This window comes from Streptomyces sp. NPDC051576, from assembly GCF_040681835.1.
Lineage (GTDB): Bacteria > Actinomycetota > Actinomycetes > Streptomycetales > Streptomycetaceae > Streptomyces.
Genome location: NZ_JBFAZO010000001.1, coordinates 850,490 through 875,289, shown reverse-complemented (window position 1 = coordinate 875,289; position 24,800 = coordinate 850,490). Strand labels below are relative to the sequence as shown.

The 24,800-nt window shown below is 70.7% G+C and carries 25 protein-coding genes and 1 pseudogene; 12 read left to right on the top strand and 14 right to left on the bottom strand.

The window, feature by feature from the left end:
- Positions 1-229 precede the first annotated feature (229 nt).
- Positions 230-2,857, top strand: coding sequence for a DEAD/DEAH box helicase (locus AB0M63_RS04175; protein WP_366018298.1), 2,628 nt, complete (start codon positions 230-232; stop codon positions 2,855-2,857).
- Between the two features lie 157 nt (positions 2,858-3,014).
- Positions 3,015-3,896 carry an alpha/beta hydrolase gene (locus AB0M63_RS04170; RefSeq protein ID WP_366018297.1) on the top strand — a complete coding sequence of 294 codons (882 nt, stop codon included), beginning with the start codon at positions 3,015-3,017 and terminating at the stop codon, positions 3,894-3,896.
- A 190-nt stretch (positions 3,897-4,086) separates the two neighbouring features.
- On the opposite strand, the gene AB0M63_RS04165 is transcribed toward AB0M63_RS04170, so the two are convergent.
- Positions 4,087-4,980 (bottom strand): NYN domain-containing protein, encoded by an 894-nt coding sequence (locus AB0M63_RS04165; RefSeq protein ID WP_355922117.1) that lies wholly within the window; start codon positions 4,978-4,980, stop codon positions 4,087-4,089.
- Between the two features lie 195 nt (positions 4,981-5,175).
- On the opposite strand from AB0M63_RS04165, the gene AB0M63_RS04160 reads away from it, so the two are divergent.
- A complete protein-coding gene (locus AB0M63_RS04160; protein ID WP_019058373.1) occupies positions 5,176-5,328 on the top strand; it encodes a hypothetical protein in 153 nt (50 codons plus the stop codon).
- A gap of 94 nt (positions 5,329-5,422) precedes the next feature.
- Here the strand turns inward: AB0M63_RS04160 and AB0M63_RS04155 are convergent.
- The 3 genes and pseudogenes from AB0M63_RS04155 to AB0M63_RS04145 all read right to left on the bottom strand — a co-directional run bounded on the left by AB0M63_RS04155 (position 5,423) and on the right by AB0M63_RS04145 (position 7,680).
- Positions 5,423-6,029: pseudogene (locus AB0M63_RS04155) on the bottom strand (MarC family protein).
- A gap of 60 nt (positions 6,030-6,089) precedes the next feature.
- Positions 6,090-6,947 carry a PHP domain-containing protein gene (locus AB0M63_RS04150; protein ID WP_355922124.1) on the bottom strand — a complete coding sequence of 286 codons (858 nt, stop codon included), beginning with the start codon at positions 6,945-6,947 and terminating at the stop codon, positions 6,090-6,092.
- 91 nt (positions 6,948-7,038) lie between these two features.
- Positions 7,039-7,680, bottom strand: a complete 642-nt coding sequence (locus AB0M63_RS04145) for a DUF6758 family protein (protein ID WP_366018296.1) — start codon at positions 7,678-7,680, stop codon at positions 7,039-7,041.
- A 172-nt stretch (positions 7,681-7,852) separates the two neighbouring features.
- Here AB0M63_RS04145 and AB0M63_RS04140 point away from each other — a divergent pair, with 172 nt between their 5' ends.
- A complete protein-coding gene (locus tag AB0M63_RS04140) occupies positions 7,853-9,076 on the top strand; it encodes an MFS transporter (protein ID WP_355922130.1) in 1,224 nt (407 codons plus the stop codon).
- 54 nt (positions 9,077-9,130) lie between these two features.
- On the opposite strand, the gene AB0M63_RS04135 is transcribed toward AB0M63_RS04140, so the two are convergent.
- A complete protein-coding gene (locus AB0M63_RS04135; RefSeq protein ID WP_366018295.1) occupies positions 9,131-9,727 on the bottom strand; it encodes a suppressor of fused domain protein in 597 nt (198 codons plus the stop codon).
- Between the two features lie 474 nt (positions 9,728-10,201).
- Here AB0M63_RS04135 and AB0M63_RS04130 point away from each other — a divergent pair, with 474 nt between their 5' ends.
- Both AB0M63_RS04130 and AB0M63_RS04125 read left to right on the top strand, forming a co-directional pair.
- Positions 10,202-11,320 (top strand): magnesium and cobalt transport protein CorA, encoded by a 1,119-nt coding sequence (locus AB0M63_RS04130; RefSeq protein ID WP_355922136.1) that lies wholly within the window; start codon positions 10,202-10,204, stop codon positions 11,318-11,320.
- 22 nt (positions 11,321-11,342) lie between these two features.
- The gene (locus AB0M63_RS04125; protein ID WP_366018294.1) at positions 11,343-11,864 is read left to right on the top strand and encodes a hypothetical protein; all 522 of its coding nucleotides are present in this window, start codon (positions 11,343-11,345) and stop codon (positions 11,862-11,864) included.
- Between the two features lie 6 nt (positions 11,865-11,870).
- Here AB0M63_RS04125 and AB0M63_RS04120 read toward each other — a convergent pair whose 3' ends face one another.
- Complete coding sequence (locus tag AB0M63_RS04120; RefSeq protein ID WP_355922142.1) at positions 11,871-12,605, bottom strand: hypothetical protein; 735 nt, start codon at positions 12,603-12,605, stop codon at positions 11,871-11,873.
- 186 nt (positions 12,606-12,791) lie between these two features.
- Between AB0M63_RS04120 and AB0M63_RS04115 the strand changes: the two genes are divergently transcribed.
- The 3 genes from AB0M63_RS04115 to AB0M63_RS04105 are packed head-to-tail and all read left to right on the top strand — an operon-like array spanning position 12,792 to position 15,853.
- The gene (locus AB0M63_RS04115) at positions 12,792-14,093 is read left to right on the top strand and encodes a CBS domain-containing protein (RefSeq protein WP_355922145.1); all 1,302 of its coding nucleotides are present in this window, start codon (positions 12,792-12,794) and stop codon (positions 14,091-14,093) included.
- On the top strand, positions 14,083-14,676 hold the full coding sequence (locus AB0M63_RS04110; protein ID WP_355922148.1) for a DUF1003 domain-containing protein: 594 nt from the start codon (positions 14,083-14,085) through the stop codon (positions 14,674-14,676). The genes AB0M63_RS04115 and AB0M63_RS04110 overlap by 11 nt, the downstream gene beginning before the upstream one ends.
- A gap of 43 nt (positions 14,677-14,719) precedes the next feature.
- On the top strand, positions 14,720-15,853 hold the full coding sequence (locus tag AB0M63_RS04105) for an Mrp/NBP35 family ATP-binding protein (RefSeq protein WP_355922151.1): 1,134 nt from the start codon (positions 14,720-14,722) through the stop codon (positions 15,851-15,853).
- Between the two features lie 82 nt (positions 15,854-15,935).
- Here AB0M63_RS04105 and AB0M63_RS04100 read toward each other — a convergent pair whose 3' ends face one another.
- The 4 genes from AB0M63_RS04100 to sigE form a co-directional block, all read right to left on the bottom strand.
- Positions 15,936-16,595 carry a hypothetical protein gene (locus tag AB0M63_RS04100; RefSeq protein WP_355922154.1) on the bottom strand — a complete coding sequence of 220 codons (660 nt, stop codon included), beginning with the start codon at positions 16,593-16,595 and terminating at the stop codon, positions 15,936-15,938.
- A gap of 212 nt (positions 16,596-16,807) precedes the next feature.
- Positions 16,808-17,242, bottom strand: a complete 435-nt coding sequence (locus tag AB0M63_RS04095) for a sec-independent translocase (protein ID WP_355922247.1) — start codon at positions 17,240-17,242, stop codon at positions 16,808-16,810.
- Between the two features lie 730 nt (positions 17,243-17,972).
- Complete coding sequence (locus AB0M63_RS04090; protein ID WP_355922157.1) at positions 17,973-18,947, bottom strand: anti-sigma factor; 975 nt, start codon at positions 18,945-18,947, stop codon at positions 17,973-17,975.
- Complete coding sequence (gene sigE, locus AB0M63_RS04085) at positions 18,944-19,717, bottom strand: RNA polymerase sigma factor SigE (RefSeq protein ID WP_174447548.1); 774 nt, start codon at positions 19,715-19,717, stop codon at positions 18,944-18,946. Before sigE ends, AB0M63_RS04090 begins: the two co-directional genes overlap by 4 nt.
- Before the next feature lie 210 nt (positions 19,718-19,927).
- Here sigE and AB0M63_RS04080 point away from each other — a divergent pair, with 210 nt between their 5' ends.
- Positions 19,928-20,626: an O-methyltransferase gene (locus AB0M63_RS04080; protein WP_355922250.1), complete on the top strand. Its 699-nt coding sequence runs from the start codon at positions 19,928-19,930 to the stop codon at positions 20,624-20,626.
- 118 nt (positions 20,627-20,744) lie between these two features.
- Here AB0M63_RS04080 and AB0M63_RS04075 read toward each other — a convergent pair whose 3' ends face one another.
- Positions 20,745-20,912: a DUF3117 domain-containing protein gene (locus AB0M63_RS04075; RefSeq protein WP_003966491.1), complete on the bottom strand. Its 168-nt coding sequence runs from the start codon at positions 20,910-20,912 to the stop codon at positions 20,745-20,747.
- A gap of 375 nt (positions 20,913-21,287) precedes the next feature.
- Between AB0M63_RS04075 and AB0M63_RS04070 the strand changes: the two genes are divergently transcribed.
- Positions 21,288-22,091 (top strand): enoyl-CoA hydratase-related protein, encoded by an 804-nt coding sequence (locus tag AB0M63_RS04070; RefSeq protein WP_366018293.1) that lies wholly within the window; start codon positions 21,288-21,290, stop codon positions 22,089-22,091.
- A 6-nt stretch (positions 22,092-22,097) separates the two neighbouring features.
- Here the strand turns inward: AB0M63_RS04070 and AB0M63_RS04065 are convergent, their stop codons facing one another.
- Positions 22,098-22,670: a DNA-3-methyladenine glycosylase I gene (locus tag AB0M63_RS04065; RefSeq protein ID WP_366018292.1), complete on the bottom strand. Its 573-nt coding sequence runs from the start codon at positions 22,668-22,670 to the stop codon at positions 22,098-22,100.
- Complete coding sequence (locus AB0M63_RS04060; RefSeq protein ID WP_355922167.1) at positions 22,667-23,014, bottom strand: DivIVA domain-containing protein; 348 nt, start codon at positions 23,012-23,014, stop codon at positions 22,667-22,669. The genes AB0M63_RS04065 and AB0M63_RS04060 overlap by 4 nt, the downstream gene beginning before the upstream one ends.
- Positions 23,015-23,149: 135 nt before the next feature.
- Between AB0M63_RS04060 and folP the strand changes: the two genes are divergently transcribed.
- Entirely contained in the window at positions 23,150-24,010 is an 861-nt protein-coding gene (gene folP / locus AB0M63_RS04055; protein ID WP_355922170.1) for a dihydropteroate synthase, read from the top strand.
- A 13-nt stretch (positions 24,011-24,023) separates the two neighbouring features.
- Here the strand turns inward: folP and AB0M63_RS04050 are convergent, their stop codons facing one another.
- On the bottom strand, positions 24,024-24,782 hold the full coding sequence (locus AB0M63_RS04050) for a TIGR00730 family Rossman fold protein (RefSeq protein ID WP_355922173.1): 759 nt from the start codon (positions 24,780-24,782) through the stop codon (positions 24,024-24,026).
- Positions 24,783-24,800 lie beyond the last annotated feature (18 nt).

Below are 24,800 nucleotides of genomic sequence, written 5' to 3'. Positions count from 1 at the left end.
AGCGCTAGAGCGTCGGCAGTGGTCCCGTGCAGTACGGCTTTCCCTCACGGGTTGTCCGTAAGGCAGCCGACGTCCCCGGCACGGTCCTGACACGACCCCCGCGCTCGCCTCGCACCGCGCACACAGAAGAGGCAGCACCCTGACTACTTTCCGAGAGCTCGGAATCCTTCCCGAGACCGCTGAGGCCCTTGAGGCCGTCGGTATCGTCTCCCCCTTCCCGATCCAGGAGATGACACTCCCCGTCGCCCTTTCCGGCACGGACGTCATCGGCCAGGCCAAGACCGGCACCGGCAAGACGCTGGGCTTCGGCCTCCCCCTCCTGGAGCGCGTCACCGTCCCCGCCGATGTCGAGGCCGGCCGCGCCAAGCCCGAGGACCTCACCGACGCCCCGCAGGCGCTCGTCGTCGTCCCCACCCGCGAGCTGTGCACCCAGGTCACCAACGACCTGCTGACCGCCGGCAAGGTGCGCAATGTGCGCGTCCTCGCCATCTACGGCGGCCGGGCCTACGAGCCGCAGGTCGAGGCGCTCCGCAAGGGCGTCGACGTCGTCGTCGGCACCCCGGGCCGGCTGCTGGACCTCGCGGGCCAGAAGAAGCTCGACCTCAAGCACATCCGGTCGCTCGTCCTGGACGAGGCCGACGAGATGCTCGACCTGGGCTTCCTGCCCGACGTCGAGAAGATCATCAACTTCCTGCCGGTGCGCCGCCAGACGATGCTGTTCTCCGCGACCATGCCGGGCGCGGTCATCGGTCTCGCGCGCCGCTACATGTCGCAGCCCACGCACATCCGCGCCACCTCGCCGGACGACGAGGGCGCGACGGTCGCGAACACCGAGCAGTTCGTCTACCGCGCGCACAACATGGACAAGCCCGAGCTGGTCGCCCGCATCCTGCAGGCGGAGGGCCGGGGCCTGGTCATGGTCTTCTGCCGTACCAAGCGCACCGCGGCCGACCTCGCCGACCAGCTCCAGCAGCGCGGTTTCGCCTCCGGCGCGGTCCACGGCGACCTCGGCCAGGGCGCCCGCGAGCAGGCGCTGCGCGCCTTCCGCAACGGCAAGGTCGACGTGCTGGTCTGCACCGACGTCGCCGCCCGCGGTATCGACGTCGAGGGCGTCACCCACGTCATCAACTACCAGTCCCCCGAGGACGAGAAGACCTACCTGCACCGCATCGGCCGTACGGGCCGCGCGGGCGCCAAGGGCATCGCGGTCACCCTCGTCGACTGGGACGACATCCCGCGCTGGCAGCTCATCAACAAGGCGCTGGACCTCAAGTTCAACGACCCGCCGGAGACGTACTCCACCTCCCCGCACTTCTTCGAGGAGATGAACATCCCCGCGGGCACCAAGGGTGTCCTGCCCCGCTCGGAGCGCACCCGCGCCGGGCTGGCGGCGGAAGAGGTCGAGGACCTCGGCGAGACCGGCGGCCGAGGCGGTCCGCGTGGCCGGGGCGGTCGTGGAGGCCGCGACGGTCGTGACGGTGGCCGAGGCGGTCGTGACGCAGGCCGAGGCAGCCGGGACGAGTCCCGTTCCACTGACGCCGAGCGTCCGGCGCGTACCCCGCGTCGCCGCCGTCGTACCCGCAACGGCGCCCCGATGGACGGGACTTCGGCGGCTCCGGCCGTGACGTCCACGCCGGAGGAGACCCCGGTCACCGCCGTGGAGGACGCCGCGACCCGCACGCCGCGCCGTCGTCGCCGCACGCGCAACGGAGCGACAGGAGAGCAGCTGCCGGCCACGACAGTCGCCTCCGTGGTCGCACCCGAGGCCGCGGAGAGCGCCGTCGCGACGGCCGAGGGCCCGGCCCTGGACGCCCCCGCGACCTCGCGCCGCCGCCGTACCCGTAAGTCGGCGGAGACCGAGATCGTGCCCGCCGTGGTCGAGCCGGTGGTCGCCGAGACCGTGGTCGTCGCCGAGGCTCCGGCCGAGGAGACGAAGCCGCGCCGCACCCGGGCCCGCAAGGCCGTCCAGGCCTCGGAACCGGTGGAAGCCGCGGCGGAGGCCGAGACCGTCGAGACGAAGCCGCGCCGCACCCGGACCCGGAAGACCGCGGCTCCGGCCGAGGCCGCCGTGGTCACGACCGACGCGGCCGAGACGGCCGAGACGGTGGTCGAGGCCGCGCCGCGTCGCCGTACGCGCAAGGCCGTCGCCGACATCCCCGCGCAGGCCGTCGAGGAGCAGGGCAGTGCCGCCGAGGCGTCGCTCGACTCCGCGGAGGGCACCGAGGCCAAGCCCCGTCGCCGTACCCGCAAGGTCGCGGAGACGGCGGAGACCGCCGAGCCGACGGTCACGGCGGAGGCCAAGCCGCGCCGCACCCGGAAGGCCGCGGCTGTCCCCGCCGAAGCCGCTGTCGACACGGCCGAGGCCGTCGAGACGAAGCCGCGCCGTACGCGCAAGACGGCTGCCGCCGCCGCTGTCGCCGAGGCACCGGAAGCCGTCGAGACCAAGCCCCGTCGGACCCGCAAGGCGGCGGTCGCCGTCGTGGACACGGTCGAAGCCGTCGAGGCCAAGCCGCGCCGCACCCGCAAGGCAGCGGCCGCCGTCGCCACCGAGGTGCCGGAAGCCGTAGCGGTCGAGGCCGAGGTCAAGCCCCGCCGGACCCGGAAGACCGCGGCCGTGGCCGCCGTCGACACGGCCGAGGCCGTCGAGGCCAAGCCGCGTCGTCGTACGACCCGCAAGGTCGCCGCGGCCCCGGTCGCCGCCGAGATCCCGGCGCAGTCGGCCGAGGAGCCGGAGGCCAAGCCGCGCCGTACCCGTAAGACGGCCGCTGCCGCCACGGAGACGGCGGAGGCTAAGCCGAGGGTGCGCCGGCCCCGCAAGACCGCGGCGCCCGCGACGGCGGAGGCCACCGAGGGCTGATCCGCCCCCGAAGGCCGAAAAGGTCAGTACCGGACGGCCCGGCCCACGCCATGTGGGCCGGGCCGTCCGCATTCCCCCGGCTCCCCCACTCCTCCGTTAACCCCAGTTACACCCTCCCGTCCCCACTCCGCACAACCCCGCCGGATAACCTCACCCCATGAGCAAGCCCCCCTCCTTCACCCCGCCCCCCGGCGCTCGCGCATACCCGCTGCGGACCGCTCGCGGTGAGTTCGCCGTCGTGGACTCGCCCGTGGGCGACGGTGTCGAGCCGAAGGGGGTCGCTCTGCTGCTGCCGGGGTTCACCGGGAGCAAGGAGGACTTCAACCCGTTGCACGAGGCGTTCGGCGCGCGCGGGTATCGGACGGTCGCGGTGGACGGCCGGGGGCAGTACGAGACGGACGGGCCGGCGGAGGACGAATCCACCTACGCGCAGGGCGAGTTGGCGCGGGACGTGCTGGCGCTGGCCGACGCCGTGGGCGCACCGGTGCATCTGCTCGGGCACTCCTTCGGCGGGCAGGTCGCACGGGCCGCCGTACTGCTGGACCCCGCGCCGTTCCTGTCGCTCACGCTGATGGCGTCGGGGCCGGCGCAGATCTCCGCCTCCCAGCAGGAGCGGGTGAAGCTGCTGCGGGACGCGCTCGCCGTGATGTCGATGGCAGAGGTGTGGGACGCGATCCAGGCCATGGAGGCGCCGGAGGAGACCGAGACCGGCGGTGGGCTGGACGAGGGGCTCGACGACCGGGCCGACCTGCGCCGCCGCTGGCTGGGCACCAAGCCGGCTCAACTCCTCGCGGCGGGGCGCCAGTTGTGCGTGGAGCCGGACCGGATCGCCGAACTGGCCGCCGTAGCGCTCCCGTTCCACGTCCTGTCGGGTTCGCGCGACGACACCTGGCCGGTGCCGCTCCTCGACGACATGGCCGTACGGCTGAAGGCGCGGCGGACCGTCATCGCGCGGGCCGAGCACTCACCGAACACCGACCAGCCGGCCGCGACGGCGAAGGCCATCGCCGATTTCTGGGACCACACCACGGAGATCTAGGGCCTGCCCGGCGGACCATGCCGCAGACGCGCGGGTCTGGCACGCACTCCCCCACGCTCGAACGACCTCGTGCGGGAGACCCCCATCGCATCGCCGCCCTCCGCCGCCTTGCAGCCGCACGCACCAGACCCCGCTCACGGCGTCGACCAGGCCCCGCCGGTTTCCCGCGCCCCGATCCGCCGGACAGGCCCTAGTACTGCGTCCGCAAGTGCTCCCAGAACCCGTCCCGCAGCGCCCGCCGCAGGTCGGCCTGGCCGCGCAGGGAGTACTGGAGAAGCCCCTCCGCCTCCACCAGCAGGTCCTGGTCGACCGAGCCCGGGAGGTAGGGATGGCCGGGCAGCAGTTCCACCAGTGCCTCGCGTCCCCGTGCCGAAAGCCACTTCGCGGCGATCTGGGCGCCCACGAAGCGGACGTCGTCCCGGGTGGGCCGTACCGCCGTCGCCTCGTAGACGGCGGTCGTGCGCCGGGAGACGTACGGCTTGAAGAAGTCGAGGTCGAAGGTGCGTTGGCTGTCGACCTCCCAGAGGAGCGGCTCCGCCTGGTTGCGGCCCTCCGGGGCCTCGATGCCCCACAAGTGGACGCGGGCGCCGTACCCTTGGGCCGCCTCGACCGCCGACACCAGGTCCTCGTCGCCGCCGATGAGGGCCGCGTCGCTGATGGCGCGGTGCCGGGCGAGGGACTCCAGGTCGGAGCGGATGAGTGAATCGACGCCCTTCTGCTGGTTGTTGGCGTTGAGATTGCCCAACCGCACCTTCACGTCCGGGAGTTCGGCAATGGCCTGCTGCTCGGCGGTGTGGATGCGGCGGCGGGCGCCGTCGTACCAGTAGACGCGCAGCAGCCGGCTGTCGGCGAAGATCGTGCGGGCCTTGTCGATGAGTGCCTCGATGAGGCCCTCGGTGTCGAGGTCGAAGGTGCGTCGGTCCTCGGTCCCGGAGACGAGCCGGCCCGCGGCTGCGTACAAGTACCCGGCGTCGACGAAGATCGCATGCGTCGAGGGCGTCTTCGCCACCTCGGCGAGCATGCGCTGCAGCAGCTCGTTCGTGCGGTCGATGCGGGCGCTGAGGGCCGCGAGGTCGTCGTTCATCGCCTTCATTGTCCCGGCGGTCACGCTGCGAACACAACTGGTCCCGGTCGGTCTCGGAACGATCACTTACCGGTCAGTAATTAGGCGTTCGAAAAATTTCCTTAGCGTAGGGAATGTTTGTAACACGCATCCCGTTGACTCCATCAGTAACCAAGTAGTTCTCCTCAGGAGGATGACCAGACGAAGGGAGAAGCCATGCGCTTCGAAATCATGCGTCTCGACGAGGTCGACGGCACCACCGTGGACAGCACCGTCGTGGACGCCGCCTCCGTCAATCGGATCGTGCAACAGGCCGCCGCCATAGGACAGCGACTGTGGATCCGCCCCGCCGAGACCAAGGCCTCGTAACACCTACGACGCTCGTAACACCTACGACGCATACGACGACTTCAGAACCCCCGTCAGGCACCGACGCCGGACGGGGGTTCTGCGTTCGCGGAGCTCAGCCCGCCCGCACGACCTGGGTGATCCCGTTGATGATCTGCTGCACGGCGATGGCGGACAGCATCATGCCCGCGAGCCGCGTGACGAGGACGACCCCGCCGTCCTTGATGACCCGGATGATCAGCAGCGAGTACCGCATCACCACCCACAGCACGCCATGGATGGCGAGGATCGCCGTCCACACCGACACCTGTGTGGCCACACTGTCGGCCTTCTGCACGGCGAGGATGACGGACACGATCGCACCCGGTCCGGCCAGCAGCGGCATCCCCAGCGGCACGAGCGCGACGTTGACGTCCTTGGTCTGCTTCGGCTCGTCGGTCTTGCCGGTGAGCAGGTCGAGCGCAATCAGCAGGAGCAGCAGGCCGCCCGCGATCATCAGCGCGGGGACGGAGACATGCAGGTAGTCGAGGATCTGATGGCCGAGCAGTCCGAAGACGGTGATCACCCCGCCGGCCACGCACACGGCCTGGAACGCCATCCGCTTCTGGACCTTGGCCGGAACGTCCGGCGGTCAGCGCGAGAAAGATCGGGGTGATCCCAGGGGGATCCATGATGACGAACAGGGTCAGGAAGAGAGAGCCGAAGACGGCGACGTCGAACATGGGTGAGCCACAAGCCTTGCAGGTGAGAGGGGGCGGAGACGGGCGGGCGGGGTCGGGGGGTCAGGCTCCGCCGGTCCCCGGCACCGGGAACGCCCCGGTCGCGCGCCGCGTGATCTCGCCGTACACCTCGGGGTCGGTCGTGTACTCACCGAGCTGCACACTCTTGCGGCTGCCGTGGTAGTCGCTGGACCCGGTGGTCAGCAGCCCGAGGTCCTTCGCCAGCCCGCGCAGCCGTACGCGCGTCTCGGCGTCGTGGTCCATGTGGTCGACCTCGATGCCGTCGAGCCCGGCGGCGGCCATCTCGGCGATCGCGGACTCCGGCACGGTGTGCCCGCGCTTGCTGGCGCCGGGGTGCGCGAAGACGGCGACCCCGCCGGCAGCCTTGACCAGCCGGATCGCCTCGAAGGGGTCGGTCTCGTGCTTGGCGACATGGGCCCGGCCGCCGTCGGCCAGCCAGTCCACGGTGAAGGCGTCGTTCACGGTCGCTACGACACCCAGCTCGACCAGCGCGGTGGCGACATGCGGCCGTCCGACCGACCCGTCACCGGCGATCCGCGCGACCTGTTCCCAGGTCACCGGCACGCCCAGCTCCCGCAGCCTGGCGACCATCGCCCGGGCCCGGGGCACCCGGTCGTCCCGCACCAGCTCCCGCTCGGCGAGCAGCTCCGGCTCCTCGGGGTCGAACAGGTAGGCCAGCATGTGCATGGAGATCCCGTCGATACGACAGGACAGCTCGGCACCGGTCACCAGGGTGAGCCCCGCGGGCAGCGCGTCGATCGCCTCGGCATAGCCGCGACTGGTGTCGTGATCGGTCAGCGCGACGACGTCCAGCCCGGCGGCAGCGGCATTGCGCACCAGCTCGGCGGGCGTGTCCGTACCGTCGGAGGCCGTGGAGTGGGTGTGCAGGTCAATACGCACGACGCGAACTCCAGGGCGGGACGGGACAGGAAGGGACCACTCAAGGGTAACGGCACCTCCTGAGCACCTTTCACACCCGCTCCCCCAGGCGCTACGGCTCGATCAGCCGCGGCGACAACGCGCCGCATGGCACCAGATCGACCTCGGCCCCCGCGTCCCGCAGATCCGTGAGCACCAGCTCGTCGTACATCAGCAGCCCGGACTGCTCGGGCCACACCACGGCCCACAGCCACAGCCCCAGCGCCTCCCCCGCGAAGACCGCCCGGTCGTCCGGCGCCGTGGCGACATGCCACAACGGCGTCGGCCGTCCGGCGGCGAGCAGCTTCGCCTGAGGGGGTTTCTCGACGTTCATGTACGGCCCCGGGTCCGGCCCGTCGATGCCGGCATAGCGCGCGCCGAGGCCGACACCGAGTTCCTCGGCGACCAGGATCAGCTCCCCTATACCGCCGAGCGGCCCGGGTCCTGAGCACGCCACGGCGGTCGCCCGCCCGCCGCTGCGGTCGTCACCCGCGCAGGCCACGCCCGTGAACAGCCAGCCGACGGGCAGGGGCCAGGGCATCCACACGGGTACCTGCGTGCGATGCACGACGACGCTGAGGGCCTCGACGCTGGGCGGGATCACGGGCTGCAGCGGATGCACCGTCCCGTGGACATCGCACTGCCAGGAATCGGCGAAGAGTCCGGGAGCCCTGACCCGGCCACCGCACTTCGGGCAACTGAGTTCGCCCCTCATAGGGCCCCACGGTCCTACCCTCACTCCGCCACGTCAAGGACGATCACCCGTCCGGACCGAAGCCCTCACCAGGCGAAACTAGATGTAGCTTGCATTAATTAGCCGAGCTAACTTATCATGTGCATAAGCCAACCATCTCGATGACACGACTCCCAGGGATTGGACGGAAGCAATGGACACCTTCGACGCGGGAGCGGGCAGCATCCTGCGGCAGCCCAAGGCCGTATGGGCCACAGCGGGCGCCTCGGTCGTCGCCTTCATGGGCATCGGGCTCGTCGACCCGATCCTGCCGTCGATCGCCAAGGGCCTGGACGCCACGGCCGGCCAGGTCTCCCTGCTCTTCACCTCGTATTTCCTGATCACCGCCCTCGCGATGCTGGTGACCGGCTTCGTCTCCAGCCGCATCGGCGGCAAGAAGACGCTGCTGCTCGGCCTCGCCCTCGTCGTCGTCTTCGCCGGCCTCGCGGGCACCTCGGGCTCGGTCGGCGAACTCGTCGGCTTCCGGGCCGGCTGGGGTCTGGGCAACGCGCTGTTCGTCTCGACGGCCCTCGCCGTCATCGTCGGCGCGGCGGCCGGCGGCAGCGCCGCGGCGATCCTGCTCTACGAGTCCGCCCTCGGCCTGGGCATGGCCTGCGGCCCGCTGCTCGGCGCCCTGCTGGGCAACCAGAGCTGGCGCTACCCCTTCTTCGGCACCGCGTTCCTGATGGCGATCGGCTTCCTGTGCATCACGGTCTTCCTGAAGGAACAGCCGAAGCCGGCCCGCAAGACCTCACTGCTCGACCCGCTCAAGGCGCTGGGCCACGGCGGTCTGGCCTCCGCCGCCGTCTCGTCCTTCTTCTACAACTACACGTTCTTCACCGTGCTGGCCTTCACCCCGTTCGTGCTGGACATGACCCCGTACAAGTCCGGTGCCGTGTTCTTCGCCTGGGGCGTCCTACTCGCCGTCTTCTCGGTCTTCGTCGCCCCGCGCCTCCAGGCCCGGCTGGGCTCCTTGAAGGTGCTCGGCGGTTCCCTGGTGCTCCTCGCCGCCGACGTCCTCGTCCTCGGCTACGGCAGCCACACCACCGCCGTCGTCTGCACGATCCTGTCCGGCGCGTTCATCGGCGTGAACAACACCGTCTACACCGAGCTGGCCCTCGGAGTGTCGGACGCGCCGCGCCCGGTGGCGAGCGCGGGCTACAACTTCGTCCGCTGGTTCGCCGCCGCTGCCGCGCCGTTCTTCGCGCCGAAGATCGAGGGCTGGAGCAACATCCATATCCCGTTCGTGGTCGCGGCCATCACCGCGGCACTGGGCGCGCTGGTGGTCCTCGTACGACGGAACGCGCTCACGCACGAGGCCGAGGAGTTGGAGCCGAGGCACGCGACCGAGGACAGTGTCGCGGTGTTCGCCAACTAGCCGATTCCCGGCCGCCGTTGGTGAGCTTGCTCACTCCGACTGTCACTCCGGCTGTCAGTCGAGCGGGACGGACTTGCGGGACGGATCCCGCAGGTCCGTCCCGTTCGTCAGCCAGCGCTCCTGAAGGGCCTGGGCGCCGTGGACGCGCTTCCAGGCGGCCTCGTTCGGGGTCATCGGGAGCAGCGGCAGAAAGCGGACGGGGTCCAGGGGCGCGTCGAGTTCCAGGTCCTCGACCAGACCGCCCGGCTCGGCGACCAGCACCGAGGTGAACGGGGCGCCGGGCCACAGCGGTTCACCCACGTCGAGCGAGGCGCCGGGGGCCACGATCACGCCCTCGACCTGCGGGGACGCGGCGAGCACGGCGAGCGGGCGGAGCACCTTGTCGGTGTCGGCGTGCCCGCCGCGCACGGACAGGACCAGCTCGGCGCGCGGTCCCGCGACCGGGTCGGCGAGCATCGCCGCGGGGTCGCTCATGGGCTGTGCGGACATGCCGAGCGTGGCGTAGCGGACGAGGACACCCTCCTGGTCGGTGCTCTGAAAACGCAGCACCTCGACGCGGTCCGTACCCAGGAAAGTGACCGCGGCGCGCGCGTCCGGTTCGCCCAGCGCGGTACGCAACCGTGCCTCGACCAGAGCAAGAACATCAACCATGCGGCGAGCATAGAACTCGTCAGTACCGGGCAAAGCAGCGCCTTGACACTTCTGTCGGCTGATAGTCTTGGCCGGTCGTTCGGGGCAGCACGCAGAAGCGTCGCGATCAAGTCCCGACGCCGTTGAGACTCCCCTACGGGGGACCGGCCGGAGGAGGTGGGGCTGCAATGGACCGAAGTCGACCTGGCAGTACCACCCGCTCTTCCGGCCGCTGATGTCGTAGCTCTGGTTCTGGCCTCCAGCCGGCTGTCGCCGCTCGCACTTCTTCACCGTCGCGGAAGAGCATTTCGTTTCTTTACCTGATCTGTCTGACCTGTACGTCAGTACCTGAATCAGTAGCGAAACCCGCCACCGCGACGGTGCGGTGCTCCCCGCTTTGTGGACGTGCCAAACATCCGCACACAGGACGTCCCCATTCCGGGCAGTTCCAACCGTCGTTGGCGCCTTTCGTTGCTCGTCGCGAAGGAGCCCGCCATGTCGATGATCCGCGACCTGCGTGCCGTGGTCCGCCCGTCCCGTCCCTCCCTGCGCAAGGACGGCGGTGCGTACGACACGACCCGGGACCCCGGCACCCCCTCGGCCGTCGTCGACTGCGCCGTCTACCGCGACGGCGCCCGCGTCGACTCCGGCAGGCCGATGACCCCGCACGAGGCGATGCGCCAGGTGCGCCGCGACGGCGGCTTCGTGTGGATCGGGCTGCACGAGCCCACCGAGGCCGAATTCGCCGGTATCGCCGGGGAGTTCGGACTCCACCCGCTCGCCGTCGAGGACGCCGTACAGGCCCACCAGCGGCCCAAGCTGGAGCGCTACGACGACTCCCTGTTCACCGTCTTCAAGACCATCCACTACGTCGAGCACGACCAGCTCACCGCCAACAGCGAGGTCGTCGAGACCGGCGAGGTCATGTGCTTCACCGGGCGGGACTTCTTCATCACCGTCCGGCACGGCGGCCAGGGCTCGCTGCGGGCGCTGCGCCACCGCCTCCAGGACGACCCCGAGCTGCTCGCCCGCGGCCCCTCGGCGGTGCTGCACGCGATCGCCGACCATGTCGTCGACGGCTATGTCGCGGTCGCGGACGCGGTGCAGGACGACATCGACGAGGTCGAGACCGAGGTGTTCACGCCGGGCCGCAGGGGCGGGGTCTCGCGCGGTGTCGACTCGGCGCGGATCTACCAACTCAAGCGCGAGGTGCTGGAGTTCAAGCGCGCGGTGTCGCCGCTGCTGCGTCCCATGCAGTTGCTGAGCGAGCGGCCGATGCGGCTGATCGACCCCGACATCCAGAAGTACTTCCGGGATGTCGCCGACCACCTCGCCCGGGTCCACGAGCAGGTCATCGGCTTCGACGAGCTGCTCAACTCGATCCTCCAGGCCAACCTCGCGCAGGCCTCCGTCGCGCAGAACGAGGACATGCGGAAGATCACCGCGTGGGCCGCGATCATCGCCGTACCGACGATGGTGACCGGTGTGTACGGCATGAACTTCGAGCACATGCCCGAGCTGCACGCGAAGTACGGGTATCCGGCGGTGCTCGCCTTCACCGTGACCGTCTGTCTGGCGATCCACCGCACGCTGAAGCGCAACGGCTGGCTGTGAGCGGCCTGGATAGGCTGAGGTCATGACTAGCGAGCCGAGCGGGCTGCTCGACCGGGCCCTCGTCGAGGAGGCCACCAAGAAGTCCGGCCTCGTGTGGGTGGGCGGTCCGGGTGTCCCGGCCCGTGCCCTGTGGCATGTCTGGCACGAGGGCGCGGCCTGTCTGATCGGGGACGGTCCCGGCGAGCAGCCGCTGCCGGGGCTGACCGACGGCGGCGCCGCCGAGGTCACGGTCCGCAGCAAGGACAAGGGCGGCCGGCTGGTCTCCTGGACGGCGAGGGTCGCGGAACTGGCCCCGGGTTCCGAGGCCTGGCAGGCGACCGTCGCCGAGCTCAAGGGCAAGCGCCTCAACGCCCCCGACGGCGAGGCCATGACGGACCGCTGGGCCCGCGAGTGCCGGGTGCTGCGGCTCGAACCGACGGGCACGACGGCCGCCCTCCCGGAGGGTTCACTCGCCGAGCCTCCGCTGCCGTCACCCGCGACGACCCGTCAGCCGGTTCCGGCCGGCCTGCCGCGCCTGCTCCTGAAGAAACGCAAACGCGGGTAACGCCCCTTAGGACGACGGCAGTTGCTTGCCGTAGTCCACGGTGTCACTGTCCGCCGGTTCCTTCACGGCGAAGCTCTTGCCCCAGTCCGAGAAGGTCAGCGTGCCCGCGCCGCCCGCGCGGACCAGCCGCAGGGGATACGGCTTGCCCTCCAGGGAGACGTCGAGGGTGCCGCCGGAGCCGTCGTCGCCGGTGATGCGGATCGTCCGGACGCCGTTCTGGTCGTGGTGCCCGTTCGTCGCGAGGGTGCCGTGCAGGGTCAGCAGACTGGAGAGGAGTACGTCCTTGTCCGTGAAGCCACTGAACTTCTTGTACGAGGGGTCGCCTTGCGGCACCTTCACGTACTTGCCGTGGAGCGTGTCACCGGCACCCGTGTCCCCGTTGCTGTTCCAGAAGTCCGCGTCCGCCTTCAGATACAACTGCTCACCGACCCGCAGCAGCCCGAAGGTCGCCCCCTTGGAGGTGACCGACCCGCTGCCGCCGTCGGACTTCAGCCGCATGTCGAGCGTGTACGTCCGCCCGCCGGCGACGACGGTCCCGGAGAGCCGGACCGCGTCGGCGGCGCCCGCGGCCGTCACCGACTTCGACTGGATCTTGTCGGCCGCCAGCTTGCCGACCCCGTTGGTCCCCGCGTCCGGATCCTCGCCGCCGCACCCCGTCAGCGCCGTCCCCGTCACGGCCAGGACACACACCGCGCCGAGCAGCGCCGCACGACGGTTTCGGGCCTCGGGAATCGCAGTCACAGGTGGCTTGCCTTTCGTGCGGGGGTCGATGGCGTACGGCAGCGTACCGGGGTCTCCGGTCAGTGGCGGAGGCAGACCGTCCGGACCGCCCACCTGCGCGGATCGCAAACGGACGGGCTAGCCTGAAGCCCATCCGAGCGGGCAATTCAACCCATCCGGAAACCAGGAAGGAAGGGAGGTGCGGCCATGGCTGGAGGCGCCCCTCGGGTCTTCGTCTCACACCTCTCCGGTGTCGCCGTCTTCGATCCCAACGGCGACCAGGTGGGCCGCGTCCGCGACCTCGTCGTCATGCTGCGCGTCGGCCAGAAGCCCCCCAGGCTGCTCGGCCTGGTCGTCGAACTCTCCACCCGGCGCCGGATCTTCCTCCCCATGACCCGGGTCACCGGCATCGAGTCCGGCCAGGTCATCACCACCGGCGTGCTCAACGTCCGCCGCTTCGAGCAACGGCCCACCGAGCGGCTGGTGTTCGGCGAACTCATGGACCGGCGCGTCACCCTGGTCGAGACCGGCGAGGAGGTCACCGTCCTCGACCTGTCGGTGCAGCATCTGCCGGCCCGCCGGGACTGGGAGATCGACCGGATCTTCGTACGGAAGGGCAAGAGCGGAGCGTTCAGGAGGACCAAGGGCGAGACGCTGACCGTGGAGTGGTCCGCCGTCACCGGTTTCTCCCTGGAGGAGCAGGGACAGGGCGCGGAGAGCCTCCTGGCCACCTTCGAGCAGCTCCGCCCCGCCGACCTCGCCAACGTGCTGCACCACCTCTCGCCCAAGCGGCGGGCGGAGGTCGCCGCCGCCCTCGACGACGACCGCCTCGCCGACGTCCTCGAAGAGCTGCCGGAGGACGACCAGATCGAGATCCTCGGCAAGCTCAAGGAGGAGCGCGCGGCGGACGTCCTGGAGGCGATGGACCCGGACGACGCGGCCGACCTGCTCTCCGAACTCCCCGAGGACGACAAGGAGCGCCTGCTGAACCTGATGCAGCCCTCCGAGGCGGCCGACGTACGGCGCCTGATGTCCTACGAGGAGCACACGGCGGGCGGCCTGATGACGACCGAGCCGATCATCCTGCGGCCCGACTCGACCGTCGCCGACGCGCTCGCCCGCATCCGCAACGCCGACCTCTCCCCCGCGCTCGCCGCCCAGGTCTACGTATGCCGCCCGCCCGACGACACCCCCACCGGCAAGTACCTCGGCACGGTCCACTTCCAGCGGCTGCTGCGCGACCCGCCCTACACCCTGGTCAGCGCGATCATCGACGACGACCTTCAGCCGCTGGACCCGGACGCCACGCTCCAGCTCGTCGCCGGGTTCTTCGCGACGTACGACATGGTCGCGGCGCCCGTGGTCGACGAGACCGGGTCGCTGCTCGGCGCGGTGACCGTGGACGACGTACTGGACCACATGCTGCCGGAGGACTGGCGGGAGACGGAATTCCATCTGGACGAGGACGAGCCGGACGAGAGTGAGGAGGTGGCGGCTCATGACTCCTGAGCGCGAGACCACGCGCGAGCGGACACCGGCGGGCGCGACCGCCGCCACCCGGTCGCGGGCCCGGCTCGACCAGCCGCGCCCGCCCCGGCGCCGGCTGCTGCCCGAGTACGACCCGGAGGCCTTCGGGCGGCTGTCGGAGCGGATCGCGCGGTTCCTGGGCACCGGGCGGTTCATCGTCTGGATGACGATCGTCATCATCGCGTGGGTGCTGTGGAACGTCTTCGCCCCGCGCGAGGTGCGCTTCGACAACTACCCGTTCATCTTCCTCACGCTGATGCTGTCCCTCCAGGCCTCCTACGCCGCCCCGCTGATCCTGCTCGCGCAGAACCGGCAGGACGACCGCGACCGGGTCAACCTCGAACAGGACCGCAAGCAGAACGAGCGGTCGATCGCCGACACCGAGTACCTCACCCGCGAGATCGCCGCCCTGCGGATCGGTCTCGGCGAGGTGGCCACCCGGGACTGGATCCGCTCCGAACTGCAGGACCTGGTGAAGGAGCTGGACGAGCGGCACGACGGGCATGTCGCATTCCCGGCAGTCCCGGCGGATCGGTCTGCCGGGCGTGACGCAGACGACCGCTGAGGGGCTGGCCGAAGGGACCGGTCGGCGCCGTACCATCGACCCTATGGCTACGGAAGACGCGGTGCGCGAAGCACTGTCGACGGTGAACGACCCCGAGATCAACCGACCCATCACCGAACTGGGGATGGTCAAGTCGGTGGAGATCGGTGCGGACGGAGCGGTCGCGGTCACCGTGTACCTGACGGTCTCCGGCTGTCCCATGCGCGAGACGATCACGCAGCGTGTGACGGAGGCGGTCTCGCGCGTCGAGGGCGTCACCGGCGTCGACGTGACCCTGGACGTGATGAGCGACGAGCAGCGCAAGGAACTCGCGACCGCGCTGCGCGGTGGCCAGACCGAGCGCGAGGTCCCCTTCGCCAAGCCCGGCTCCCTCACCCGCGTGTACGCGGTCGCCTCCGGCAAGGGCGGCGTCGGCAAGTCCTCGGTGACGGTCAACCTCGCGGCGGCGATGGCCGCCGACGGCCTCAAGGTCGGTGTCGTCGACGCCGACATCTACGGCCACAGCGTGCCGCGCATGCTGGGCGCCGACGGCACCCCCACCCAGGTCGAGAACATGATCATGCCGCCGTCGGCGAACGGCGTGAAGGTCATCTCCATCGGCATGTTCACCCCGGGCAACACACCGGTGGTGTGGCGCGGCCCGATGCTGCACCGGGCGCTCCAGCAGTTCCTGGCGGACGTGTACTGGGGCGACCTGGACGTGCTGCTCCTCGACCTCCCGCCGGGCACCGGCGACATCGCGATCTCCGTCGCCCAGCTCGTCCCGAACGCCGAGATCCTGGTCGTGACGACCCCCCAGCAGGCGGCGGCCGAGGTCGCCGAGCGGGCCGGTTCCATCGCGGTCCAGACCCACCAGAAGATCGTCGGTGTCGTCGAGAACATGGCGGGCCTGCCGTGCCCGCACTGCGGCGAGATGGTCGACGTCTTCGGCACCGGCGGCGGCCAGTCGGTGGCCGACGGCCTGACCCGCACGACGGGCGCCTCGGTCCCCGTCCTCGGCTCCATCCCGATCGACGTCCGCCTCCGCGAGGGCGGCGACGAGGGCAAACCGGTCGTCCTGACCGACCCGGACTCCCCGGCGGGCGCGGCGCTGCGGGCCATCGCGGGCAAGCTGGGGGGACGGCAGCGGGGTCTTTCGGGACTGTCGCTGGGGATCACTCCCAAGAACAAGTTCTAGGGATCTTCTTACGAGGATTTCGCTCTCCTACGACGATGGGGGCGCCGTCTCACCGGACGGCGCCCCCATCGTCGTACCGCCGCTACTGGGCGTAGGCAGCGATGTCCTTGATCATGGCGAAGCCGAGCCCGTACGCGCTCATGCCCCTCCCGTACGCCCCCACGTGGACCCCCGCCTGGGTCGAGCCGGCCAGCACCCAGCCGAACTCCGACTCGCGGTAGTGGAAGGGCGTCGGGACGCCGTCCACCGGCAGGGACAGGGTCGACCAGTCGTCGCCGGCGAGGTCGTCGGCCAGCACCCAGGCCGTCTCCGTCTGCTGCTCCAGCCAGTCGTCGCGCAGGGTGTGGTCCATCTGGCCGGGCCAGGTGAAGGACAGCAGCCCCACACCGGCGAGCCAGGCCGCCGAGGACACCGAGGTGGCCTCCAGCAGGCCCGTGCCGTCCGCGGTGCGCCGGGCGGGGTTGCCCGCGACGGTGACGACCACCGCGAACTTCTCCTTGTCCTCCGTGCCTTCGTTGCGTACGGAGGGCTCGTCGCCGTGCCCGATCGAACCGTGCTCGACGGCTCCGTCCGCCGCCATGCCCACCTGCATCAGCCACCGCGGCCCCGTGAAGGCCTCGTCGAGGCCGTACCACGGGAAGGGCGCCAGCAGGTAGCCGTCGACCGTGCGCCGGGCGGAGGGGACCTGTTGTCCACCCTCCGCGGCCGGCGCCTGTGCGCCCACCCGACTCGTCGTCTCCATGCTCCGCACGCCTCCTCGCTCTCGTCGGACCGGGGCGGCCCGCCCCCCGTCGGGCGACTCGCCCGGTCCGCACAACAACTCGGCAGCATAGCCACCTCATGGCAGGCAGCCCGGAAAGCGCCCGGCGCGTGAGGCGTGCGGGGGCCGCGTTCAGGCCGTACGAGGGCGTGGCGAAGGTATGAAACGCGTCACGTGGGAGCCGCGCGCGAGGATCAGGTGGCGTCCGCGTCGAAGGGCGGGCGCTCGTCCTTCTCGGGGTCCTCGGGCTTCTTGGTCATGTCGAGACGACCGCTGCCGGAGGAGGGGGAGGCGGAGGCAGGGGTGTCCGCACTCTGGACCGCCTCCGTGACCTCGGCCATCTCCTTCTTCAGGTCGAAGCCGTTGCGGATCTCCTTGAGCCCCAGCTCGTCGTTGTCCAACTGCTTGCGCAGGAACGTCTTGGGGTTCAGGTCCTCGAAGTCGAAGTCCTTGAAATCCGGACCCAGCTCTTCGCGGATGTCCGCCTTGGCGCTCTCCGAGAACTCGCGGATCTTCTTGATCGTCCGCATGACGTCCTGGATGACCTTCGGGAGCTTGTCCGGACCGAAAACGAGCACGGCGAGGACAATGATCGTCACCAGCTCTAGCGGTCCTATGTCATTGAACACCTGAAGCTCCTTGCGATGTCCTCGGTCCTCGGCCCTCGGGGTCTGTGCGGTCTTCCGTGGTCCGGGCCGGGTCCACGGTACCCGGCGATCCCACCCGACCGGTACTGTCCCGGGGGCTACGAGTAGGTGTACGCGACCGGTTTTCCGGGTTGTTTGCCTTGTGGGGGCGGGGGCGCGCCGCTCACCTGTGAGGTTTGTGTCAATCGGCTGCCCCGACCTCCGGTGGAGGAGGCGAGGACCAGCGGGGGTGTCTTCTTCTTGCCGTTGCGCTGGAGGGTCAGGTGCCGGGGGTGTTGGGGCTGGAGTACCCGGAGCGGCTGTAGGGGCCCGTGGAGCCGCGCCGGGTACGGAGACCACACCGGGTGCTGAACGGGCGGCGCGAGCGCCCAGGGGCCCGGCTCGCCGTACGGCGGGGTGCTGTAGGGGGCAGGGGCCTGGGCCGGTCGGCGGAGGGGAGGAGTGCGCCGGTGGTTGTTGGGGGTTCGGCGGGGGGGCGGCTCGGTTGGACATCGCCGCCGGCGTCTACGCCTATGCCTGCGCCGGTGCCCGGTGCCTTCGGCACGGGGCGGGGGCCCGGAGCGGCACGGCCCGACTCGAAGCCGCCCCCAACAGCCCCAGCCGCACCCCCAGTCGAGGCCTCACCGCTCAGCCCCCGGCAGAGCCCCATGTCCCCTCGTCTCTCCACCGCCCGCCGTGCCACCCCGTAAATGCGCCGGAGCGCAGGGGTCAGTCAGTGGAGGGGGTTGGAGGAGGTCGTGGGGGTGGGGGTGGGGGAAGAGGTGGTGTCGGGGGCTCGTAGCAGACCGGGCGCCATGGCCTCGGGGGCGTTGGACCATGACGTGAGGGCGACCGGCGGGGTCGCGTTGAGCGGGCGTATCAGCGGGGACATGACTGCCGCACCGGCCATCACCGGCGCGGTCAGGGTGTGCATGACCTCGTCGCTCCGGGCGGTCGCGGGAGACGGCACCCCGGGCAGCAGTGGCGCGGACACGGAGGTCGGTGCCACCGAGGTGTCGCCGAGCATCGACCGCTGGTTCGCGCCCTGCGCCAGCAGGGGTCCGACTCCGGCACGGCGACGCCCCGACTCCGGGGTCGCCGCACCCGTGCCCTGCGTACGCGCCGGAGTCACACCGGCACCGCCCCGCACCTCGGCCGCGGTGTCGCCCGGCGTGACCGTGGCCACCCCGCCCAGCGCGATCGCGGCCAGCGACACCGCGCCGGCGGCGACGAACGCGAACCGCATCCCGCGCGAGGCAGAGCGGTCGGCGTCGTGCCGGCTGACGTCGTGGATACGGAAACCGTCACGGGCGGACGGGGAGGATGAGGTCAGGGCTGTTGCGGCGTGCGGGCCCGCGGGGACGTAGCCGAACTCGAAGGCGTCGAGCGGCCCGTCTCTTTTCACGCCGAAGAAGCCCACCCCGGCGAGGAGTCCCCCACCGGGCGGCTCCTCGCCGTCCGTGTCGTCGCCTCCCCCGGGCAGCCCCTGGAGGCGGGCCAGGAAGCTCTCGGAGGGGGGCGGCGGGGCCATTTCCGCGAACACGTTCTTCAGTCGGCGCTGCGCGTCGGCCTCGGCCTTGCACTTCGTACAGGTGGCCAGGTGCGCCAGTACGCGCTCGCGCGACTCATGACCGAGCTCCCCGTCCACCAGGGCGGAAAGTCGGTCTCCCAGATGCTGCTCAGCAGGCGTAGGACGTGATCCACTCACGCGGTCGCGCCCCCTCCCCCCAGCGCGGGCACACGCGCCACGAAGGAACGGCGCTCGGCCCGTGCTTCCGGCGAGCGGTGCGCGAGGGCCTTGCGGAGCTGGGAGCGGCCGCGGTGGATCCGGGAACGGACCGTGCCGAGCTTGACGCCCAGGGTCGCGGCGATCTCCTCGTAGGAGAGCCCCTCGATGTCGCACAGGACGACCGCCGCCCGGAACTCCGGAGCGAGGGTGTCCAGGGCCTGCTGGACGTCCGCGTCGAAGTGCGCGTCGTTGAAGACCTGCTGAGGGGACGGCTCGCGGCTGGGCAGGCGCTCGGCCGCGTCCTCCCCCAGCGCGTCGAAACGGATGCGCTGCTTGCGGCGGACCATGTCCAGGAAGAGGTTGGTGGTGATGCGGTGCAGCCAGCCCTCGAAGGTGCCGGGCGTGTAGGTCGACAGGGAACGGAAGACCCGGACGAAGACCTCCTGTGTGAGGTCCTCGGCGTCGTGCTGGTTCCCCGTCAGGCGGTACGCGAGCCGGTACACACGGCCGCTGTGGGTGCTGACGATCTCCTCCCAGGTGGGCGGAGTCCACGCCTGCCCGTCCGCGTCGGTGGAGAAGGTCGCGGTCTGGGCATGGTCAGCGGCGTGGCTGTGGTCAGCAGCGGTGTCGTTCACGGATTTCGGCCTGCCCGCCGATCCGAGAAAGCGCCGGAGCACTCCTCCCCGATCCACAGGTACAGCCGCACCTCCCCTGTCGGCTCTGGTGGTGTCCAGTGGAGCCCCTACCATAGCCACCTGCCCCGTTAGCTCCGGATAAGGGGTTTTACGAGAATTTGATACGGGCTCATACCGACCTTCCGGCAGTGCGAGCCGATCCTCGTGCCCCGGACCGGGCCACTGCCCGTGCCTCTGCCCGCTGCGCTGATCCGTCCTCATCCCCCGCTCTTCCCTCCGGCCGTGTCCCCCAGTGCATTCCTCCCCCTCTAAACGCCCGGTCCCATCAGCAGGTTCCCGGCACCAACGGATACAGTCACGCCCAGGCAACCACGGGGACAGGAGAGGGTCATTACCGCCAACCGGCAGACGAGCTGGGCGTTCGCCGACGCCTATGTCGCCGAGGACGAAGCGCTGCGCTGGGCCCGTGACCGGGCCCGCGAGGCAGGGCTGCGCTCGGTGTCGCCCGGCACGGGCGCCGCGCTGCGGATGCTCGCCGCCACCGTGGACGCGAAGGCGGTGGCGGAGATCGGGACCGGGACCGGCATCTCCGGGATGCATCTTCTGCACGGCATGCGGCCGGACGGGGTACTGACCACCGTCGACCAGGAGCCGGACCACCAGCAGTTCGCCCGCCAGGCCTTCCGCGCCTGCGGCTTCGCCAGCAACCGGGCCCGCTTCATCCCGGGCCGCGCCCTGGACGTGCTGCCCCGGCTCGCGGACGCCGGCTACGACCTCGTGTTCTGCGACGGTGACCGGCAGGAGTTCCTGGACTATCTCGCTGAATCGTTGCGCCTGCTGCGTCCGGGTGGCCTGGTGGTCTTCGAGGGCGTCTTCGCCAACGGCCGGACCGTCGACTCGGGCCCCCAGCCCACCGAGGTACTGCGCCTGCGCGAACTGCTGCGCGCCGTACGCGAGAGCCCGGAGCTGGTCCCGTCACTGCTCCCGGTGGGCGACGGCCTGCTGTGCGCCGTCAAGCGCTGACCCGCCCGTAGGGCCCGGAAAAGCCCGTAGAACCCCGGAAGAATCCCGGAAAAGCAGCTACCCCGGCACCATCCGAGGTGCCGGGGTAGCTGAAGGGGTATGGTCGCGTTCCGCCGCGTCAGCCGACGACCTTCTTGAGGGCGTCGCCCAGCGCGTCGGCCTCGTCAGGGGTCAGCTCGACGACGAGCCGCCCGCCGCCTTCGAGCGGAACGCGCATGACGATGCCCCGCCCCTCCTTGGTCACCTCGAGCGGGCCATCGCCCGTCCGCGGCTTCATGGCCGCCATGCTCGTTCCCCTTCCTGAAACCAGCTCATCGTCGCCGACGGCCCCATGGAGGGCACGCGCGGCCCCTAATGAGACACGCGTCACCGGCATCGAACACATTGCTTCCAAGCCATTATCCCGCATCTCAGGACCCGATGACCAACATCAGTCGGCATCGCTTGGGCAACGCGCGCGAGCAAAACCACTCAATTCGCCGATGCGACTGCGATACTGCGCCGCCGCGCGGACCCCGGCCGACCGAATCCGGACCCGAATTCTTTGACGCAGGTCACACGTCCGGTCCGGTGCGCGGCCGGTGATCTCCGCCATGCTGTCCTACGGACGTAGGGCGTACCGACCGGTACGCCCAAGCGGCGACACCGGAGGGGACACACCATGGCCGACACCGTGCTCTACGAGGTGAGCGACGGACTCGCGACGATCACGCTGAACCGCCCAGAGGCGATGAACGCGCTGAACGTCGCGACCAAGGTCGCCCTCCGGGAGGCGGTCCAGGCCGCGGCGGAGGACGACGCCGTACGGGCCGTGCTGCTGACCGCGGCCGGGGAGCGGGCGTTCTGTGTGGGGCAGGACCTCAAGGAGCACATCACGCTGCTGGCGGCCGACCGGGAGGCCGGGACGGGGGTCACCATGACCACCGTGAAGGAGCACTACAACCCGATCGTGCGGGCGCTGGCCGGGATGGCGAAGCCCGTGGTGGCCGGGGTCAACGGCGTGGCGGCCGGGGCCGGCTTCGGGCTCGCGCTGGCCGCGGACTACCGCGTCGTGGCGGACACCGCCGGCTTCAACACGTCGTTCGCGGGCGTGGCGTTGACCGCGGACTCCGGGATCTCCTGGACGCTGCCAAGGGTCGTCGGACCCGGGCGCGCCTCCGACCTGCTGCTGTTCCCGCGCACGATCACGGCGCAGGACGCCTACGACCTCGGGATCGCGAACCGTCTGGTGCCCGCCGCCGAGCTGCACACCGAGGCCGCGAAGGTGGCGCGGGCCCTGGCCGACGGGCCGACGGTGGCGTACGCGGCGCTCAAGGATGCGGTGGCCTACGGCTTCTCGCACACCCTTGAGGAGACGCTTCAGAAAGAGGACGAACTTCAGTCCCGCGCGGGCGCGTCGGAGGACCACGCGATCGCCGTGCAGGCCTTCGTCAACAAGGAGAAGCCGAAGTACCTGGGCCGCTGATCCGGTTCAGAGGCGGCGGGACACACAGTCCGCCAGGTGGTCGTCCACCAGTCCGCACGCCTGCATCAGGGCGTACGCCGTCGTCGGCCCGACGAATCTCAGGCCCCGCTTCTTCAGGGCCTTCGACAGGGCCGTCGACTCGTCCGTGACCGCCGGGACGTCCCCGAGCGACTTCGGGGCCGGGCCCGGCGCCGGGGCGTGGGACCAGATGAACTCGTCCAGCTCGCCCGGCGCCCAGTCGGCCAGCACGCGCGCGTTGGCGATCGTCGCGTCGACCTTGGCGCGGTTGCGGATGATGCCCGTGTCGGCGAGGAGACGTTCGCGGTCGGTGTCGGTGAAGGTGGCCACCTCGGCGATCCTGAAGCCGGCGAAGGCCGCGCGGAAGCCCTCACGGCGGCGCAGGATCGTGATCCAGGAGAGGCCCGACTGGAAGGCCTCCAGGGAGAGGCGCTCGTAGAGGGCGTCGTCGCCGTGGACCGGGCGGCCCCACTCCTCGTCGTGGTAGGCGACGTAGTCCTCGGTGGACAGCGCCCAGGGACACCGCAGGGCACCGTCCGGACCGGCCACGGCGTCGCTCACTGGTGGTCGCCTTCCGCGGGCTTCTCGGTCGGGACGCGGTGGGCGTGCGCACCCGCGAGCGCGGACTCCAGGTCGGCGATCCGGGCGTCGCGCTCGGCGAGTTCGGCGCCGATGCGGCCCAGCGCGTCGTCCACCTCGGCCATGCGGTAGCCCCGCGCGGCGAGCGGGAACCGGAGGGTCTCCACATCGGCGCGGTTGACGGGCCGGTCCAGGGGCAGCGGGTCGTCGAGGCGCTCGGGCGCGGCGTCGGGGAGCGGGGCGCTGTCGCCGCCGCCGATCACCGAGAGGGTCACGGCGCCGACCACGACGGCGAGCGCGACGACCAGGAACAGGAACATGAACATCGCTGGGGTCTCCACAGGCGTCGAGGTCGGACGTGCCGAAGCCGAATGTGTCAGGGTCCGATCGTGCCATGCGACGCTGACAGTTAGGGTCACAGGCGGCTGAAGACCGGTACGCACTAGGAGAGGTCACAGGGGATGCTCAGGCTGGGCAGGCGTGAATTCGACGCGCACGAGCCGGTGATCATGGCGATCGTGAACCGGACCCCCGACTCCTTCTACGACCAGGGGGCGACGTTCCGCGACGAGCCCGCCCTCGCGCGCGTGGAGCAGGCCGTCGCCGAAGGGGCCGCGATCATCGACGTCGGCGGGGTCAAGGCCGGCCCCGGCGAAGAGGTGACCGCCGAGGAGGAGGCGCGGCGCACGGTCGGCTTCGTGGCCGAGGTGCGGCGGCGCTTCCCGGACGTGATCATCAGCGTCGACACCTGGCGGCACGAGGTCGGCGAGGCCGTCTGCGAGGCCGGCGCGGATCTCCTCAACGACGCGTGGGGCGGCGTCGATCCCCGGCTCGCGGAGGTCGCCGCGCGCCACGGAGCGGGCCTGGTGTGCACGCACGCGGGCGGCGCCGAGCCGCGCACCCGTCCGCACCGGGTGGCGTACGACGACGTCATGGCCGACATCCTGCGCGTGACCCTGGGCCTCGCCGAACGGGCCGTGGAACTGGGCGTGCCCAGGGAGTCGGTGCTGATCGACCCCGGGCACGACTTCGGGAAGAGCACCCGGCACAGCCTGGAGGCGACCCGGCGCCTCGGCGAGATGGTCGACACGGGCTGGCCGGTGCTGGTCTCGCTGTCCAACAAGGACTTCGTGGGCGAGACCCTGGACAAGCCGGTCAAGGAACGCGTCGTCGGCACGCTCGCGACCACGGCCGTGTCGGCGTGGCTGGGTGCCCAGGTGTACCGGGTGCACGAGGTCGCCGAGACCCGGCAGGTGCTGGACATGGTGGCGTCGATCGCGGGGCATCGGCCCCCGGCGGTGGCCCGCCGAGGGCTCGCGTAGCCTCGGCCAACCGCTAGCGGCCGGCTTCCTTCGACACCAGCGCGACCGCCTCCTCCACGTCGTCCGTGACGTGGAACAGCAGGAGGTCCTTCTCCGACGCCTTGCCCTGGGCGATCAACGTGTTCTTCAGCCAGTCGACCAGGCCGCCCCAGTACTCGCTCCCGAACAGGACGATCGGGAACCGGGTGACCTTCTGGGTCTGCACCAGGGTCAGCGCCTCGAAGAGTTCGTCGAGGGTGCCCAGGCCGCCGGGCAGGACCACGAAGCCCTGCGCGTACTTGACGAACATCATCTTGCGGACGAAGAAGTAACGGAAGTTCAGCCCGATGTCGACATAGGCGTTGAGCCCCTGCTCGAAGGGCAGCTCGATGCCCAGGCCGACGGAGATGCCCTTGGCCTCCAGGGCGCCCTTGTTGGCCGCTTCCATGGCACCGGGGCCGCCGCCCGTGATGACGGCCCACCCGGCCTCCACCAGGGCGCGTCCGAGCCGTACGCCCGCCTCGTACTCCGGTGAGTCCGCCTTGGTGCGGGCCGAGCCGAACACGCTGATCGCGGGCGGCAGTTCGGCCAGCGTGCCGAACCCTTCGATGAACTCCGACTGGATGCGCAGGACGCGCCACGGGTCGGTGTGGACCCAGTCCGAGGGGCCGCCCGCGTCCAGGAGGCGCTGGTCGGTCGTGCTCGCGGTCACCTGGCCGCGCCGCCGGAGGACCGGTCCCAGGCGCTGCTCCTCCGGTGGCTGCTTCTTGCCCTCGGGGTTGCCTGTAGCCATGTGCGCTCCCTCCACTTG

Excerpts from the sequence above, each read along its gene's own strand:
- AB0M63_RS04165 (WP_355922117.1), bottom strand. The coding sequence starts at position 4,980 with ATGAACGACGACCTCGCGGCCCTCAGCGCCCGCATCGACCGCACGAAC.
- AB0M63_RS04145 (WP_366018296.1), bottom strand. The coding sequence starts at position 7,680 with ATGAGGGGCGAACTCAGTTGCCCGAAGTGCGGTGGCCGGGTCAGGGCT.
- AB0M63_RS04115 (WP_355922145.1), top strand. The coding sequence starts at position 12,792 with ATGGCTGGAGGCGCCCCTCGGGTCTTCGTCTCACACCTCTCCGGTGTC.
- folP (WP_355922170.1), top strand. The coding sequence starts at position 23,150 with ATGCTCAGGCTGGGCAGGCGTGAATTCGACGCGCACGAGCCGGTGATC.
- AB0M63_RS04100 (WP_355922154.1), bottom strand. The coding sequence starts at position 16,595 with ATGGAGACGACGAGTCGGGTGGGCGCACAGGCGCCGGCCGCGGAGGGT.
- AB0M63_RS04170 (WP_366018297.1), top strand. The coding sequence starts at position 3,015 with ATGAGCAAGCCCCCCTCCTTCACCCCGCCCCCCGGCGCTCGCGCATAC.
- AB0M63_RS04160 (WP_019058373.1), top strand. The coding sequence starts at position 5,176 with ATGCGCTTCGAAATCATGCGTCTCGACGAGGTCGACGGCACCACCGTG.
- AB0M63_RS04140 (WP_355922130.1), top strand. The coding sequence starts at position 7,853 with ATGGACACCTTCGACGCGGGAGCGGGCAGCATCCTGCGGCAGCCCAAG.
- AB0M63_RS04130 (WP_355922136.1), top strand. The coding sequence starts at position 10,202 with ATGTCGATGATCCGCGACCTGCGTGCCGTGGTCCGCCCGTCCCGTCCC.
- AB0M63_RS04135 (WP_366018295.1), bottom strand. The coding sequence starts at position 9,727 with ATGGTTGATGTTCTTGCTCTGGTCGAGGCACGGTTGCGTACCGCGCTG.
- sigE (WP_174447548.1), bottom strand. The coding sequence starts at position 19,717 with ATGGTAGGGGCTCCACTGGACACCACCAGAGCCGACAGGGGAGGTGCG.
- AB0M63_RS04075 (WP_003966491.1), bottom strand. The coding sequence starts at position 20,912 with ATGGCGGCCATGAAGCCGCGGACGGGCGATGGCCCGCTCGAGGTGACC.
- AB0M63_RS04070 (WP_366018293.1), top strand. The coding sequence starts at position 21,288 with ATGGCCGACACCGTGCTCTACGAGGTGAGCGACGGACTCGCGACGATC.
- AB0M63_RS04110 (WP_355922148.1), top strand. The coding sequence starts at position 14,083 with ATGACTCCTGAGCGCGAGACCACGCGCGAGCGGACACCGGCGGGCGCG.
- AB0M63_RS04060 (WP_355922167.1), bottom strand. The coding sequence starts at position 23,014 with ATGTTCATGTTCCTGTTCCTGGTCGTCGCGCTCGCCGTCGTGGTCGGC.
- AB0M63_RS04105 (WP_355922151.1), top strand. The coding sequence starts at position 14,720 with ATGGCTACGGAAGACGCGGTGCGCGAAGCACTGTCGACGGTGAACGAC.
- AB0M63_RS04125 (WP_366018294.1), top strand. The coding sequence starts at position 11,343 with ATGACTAGCGAGCCGAGCGGGCTGCTCGACCGGGCCCTCGTCGAGGAG.
- AB0M63_RS04050 (WP_355922173.1), bottom strand. The coding sequence starts at position 24,782 with ATGGCTACAGGCAACCCCGAGGGCAAGAAGCAGCCACCGGAGGAGCAG.
- AB0M63_RS04175 (WP_366018298.1), top strand. The coding sequence starts at position 230 with ATGACACTCCCCGTCGCCCTTTCCGGCACGGACGTCATCGGCCAGGCC.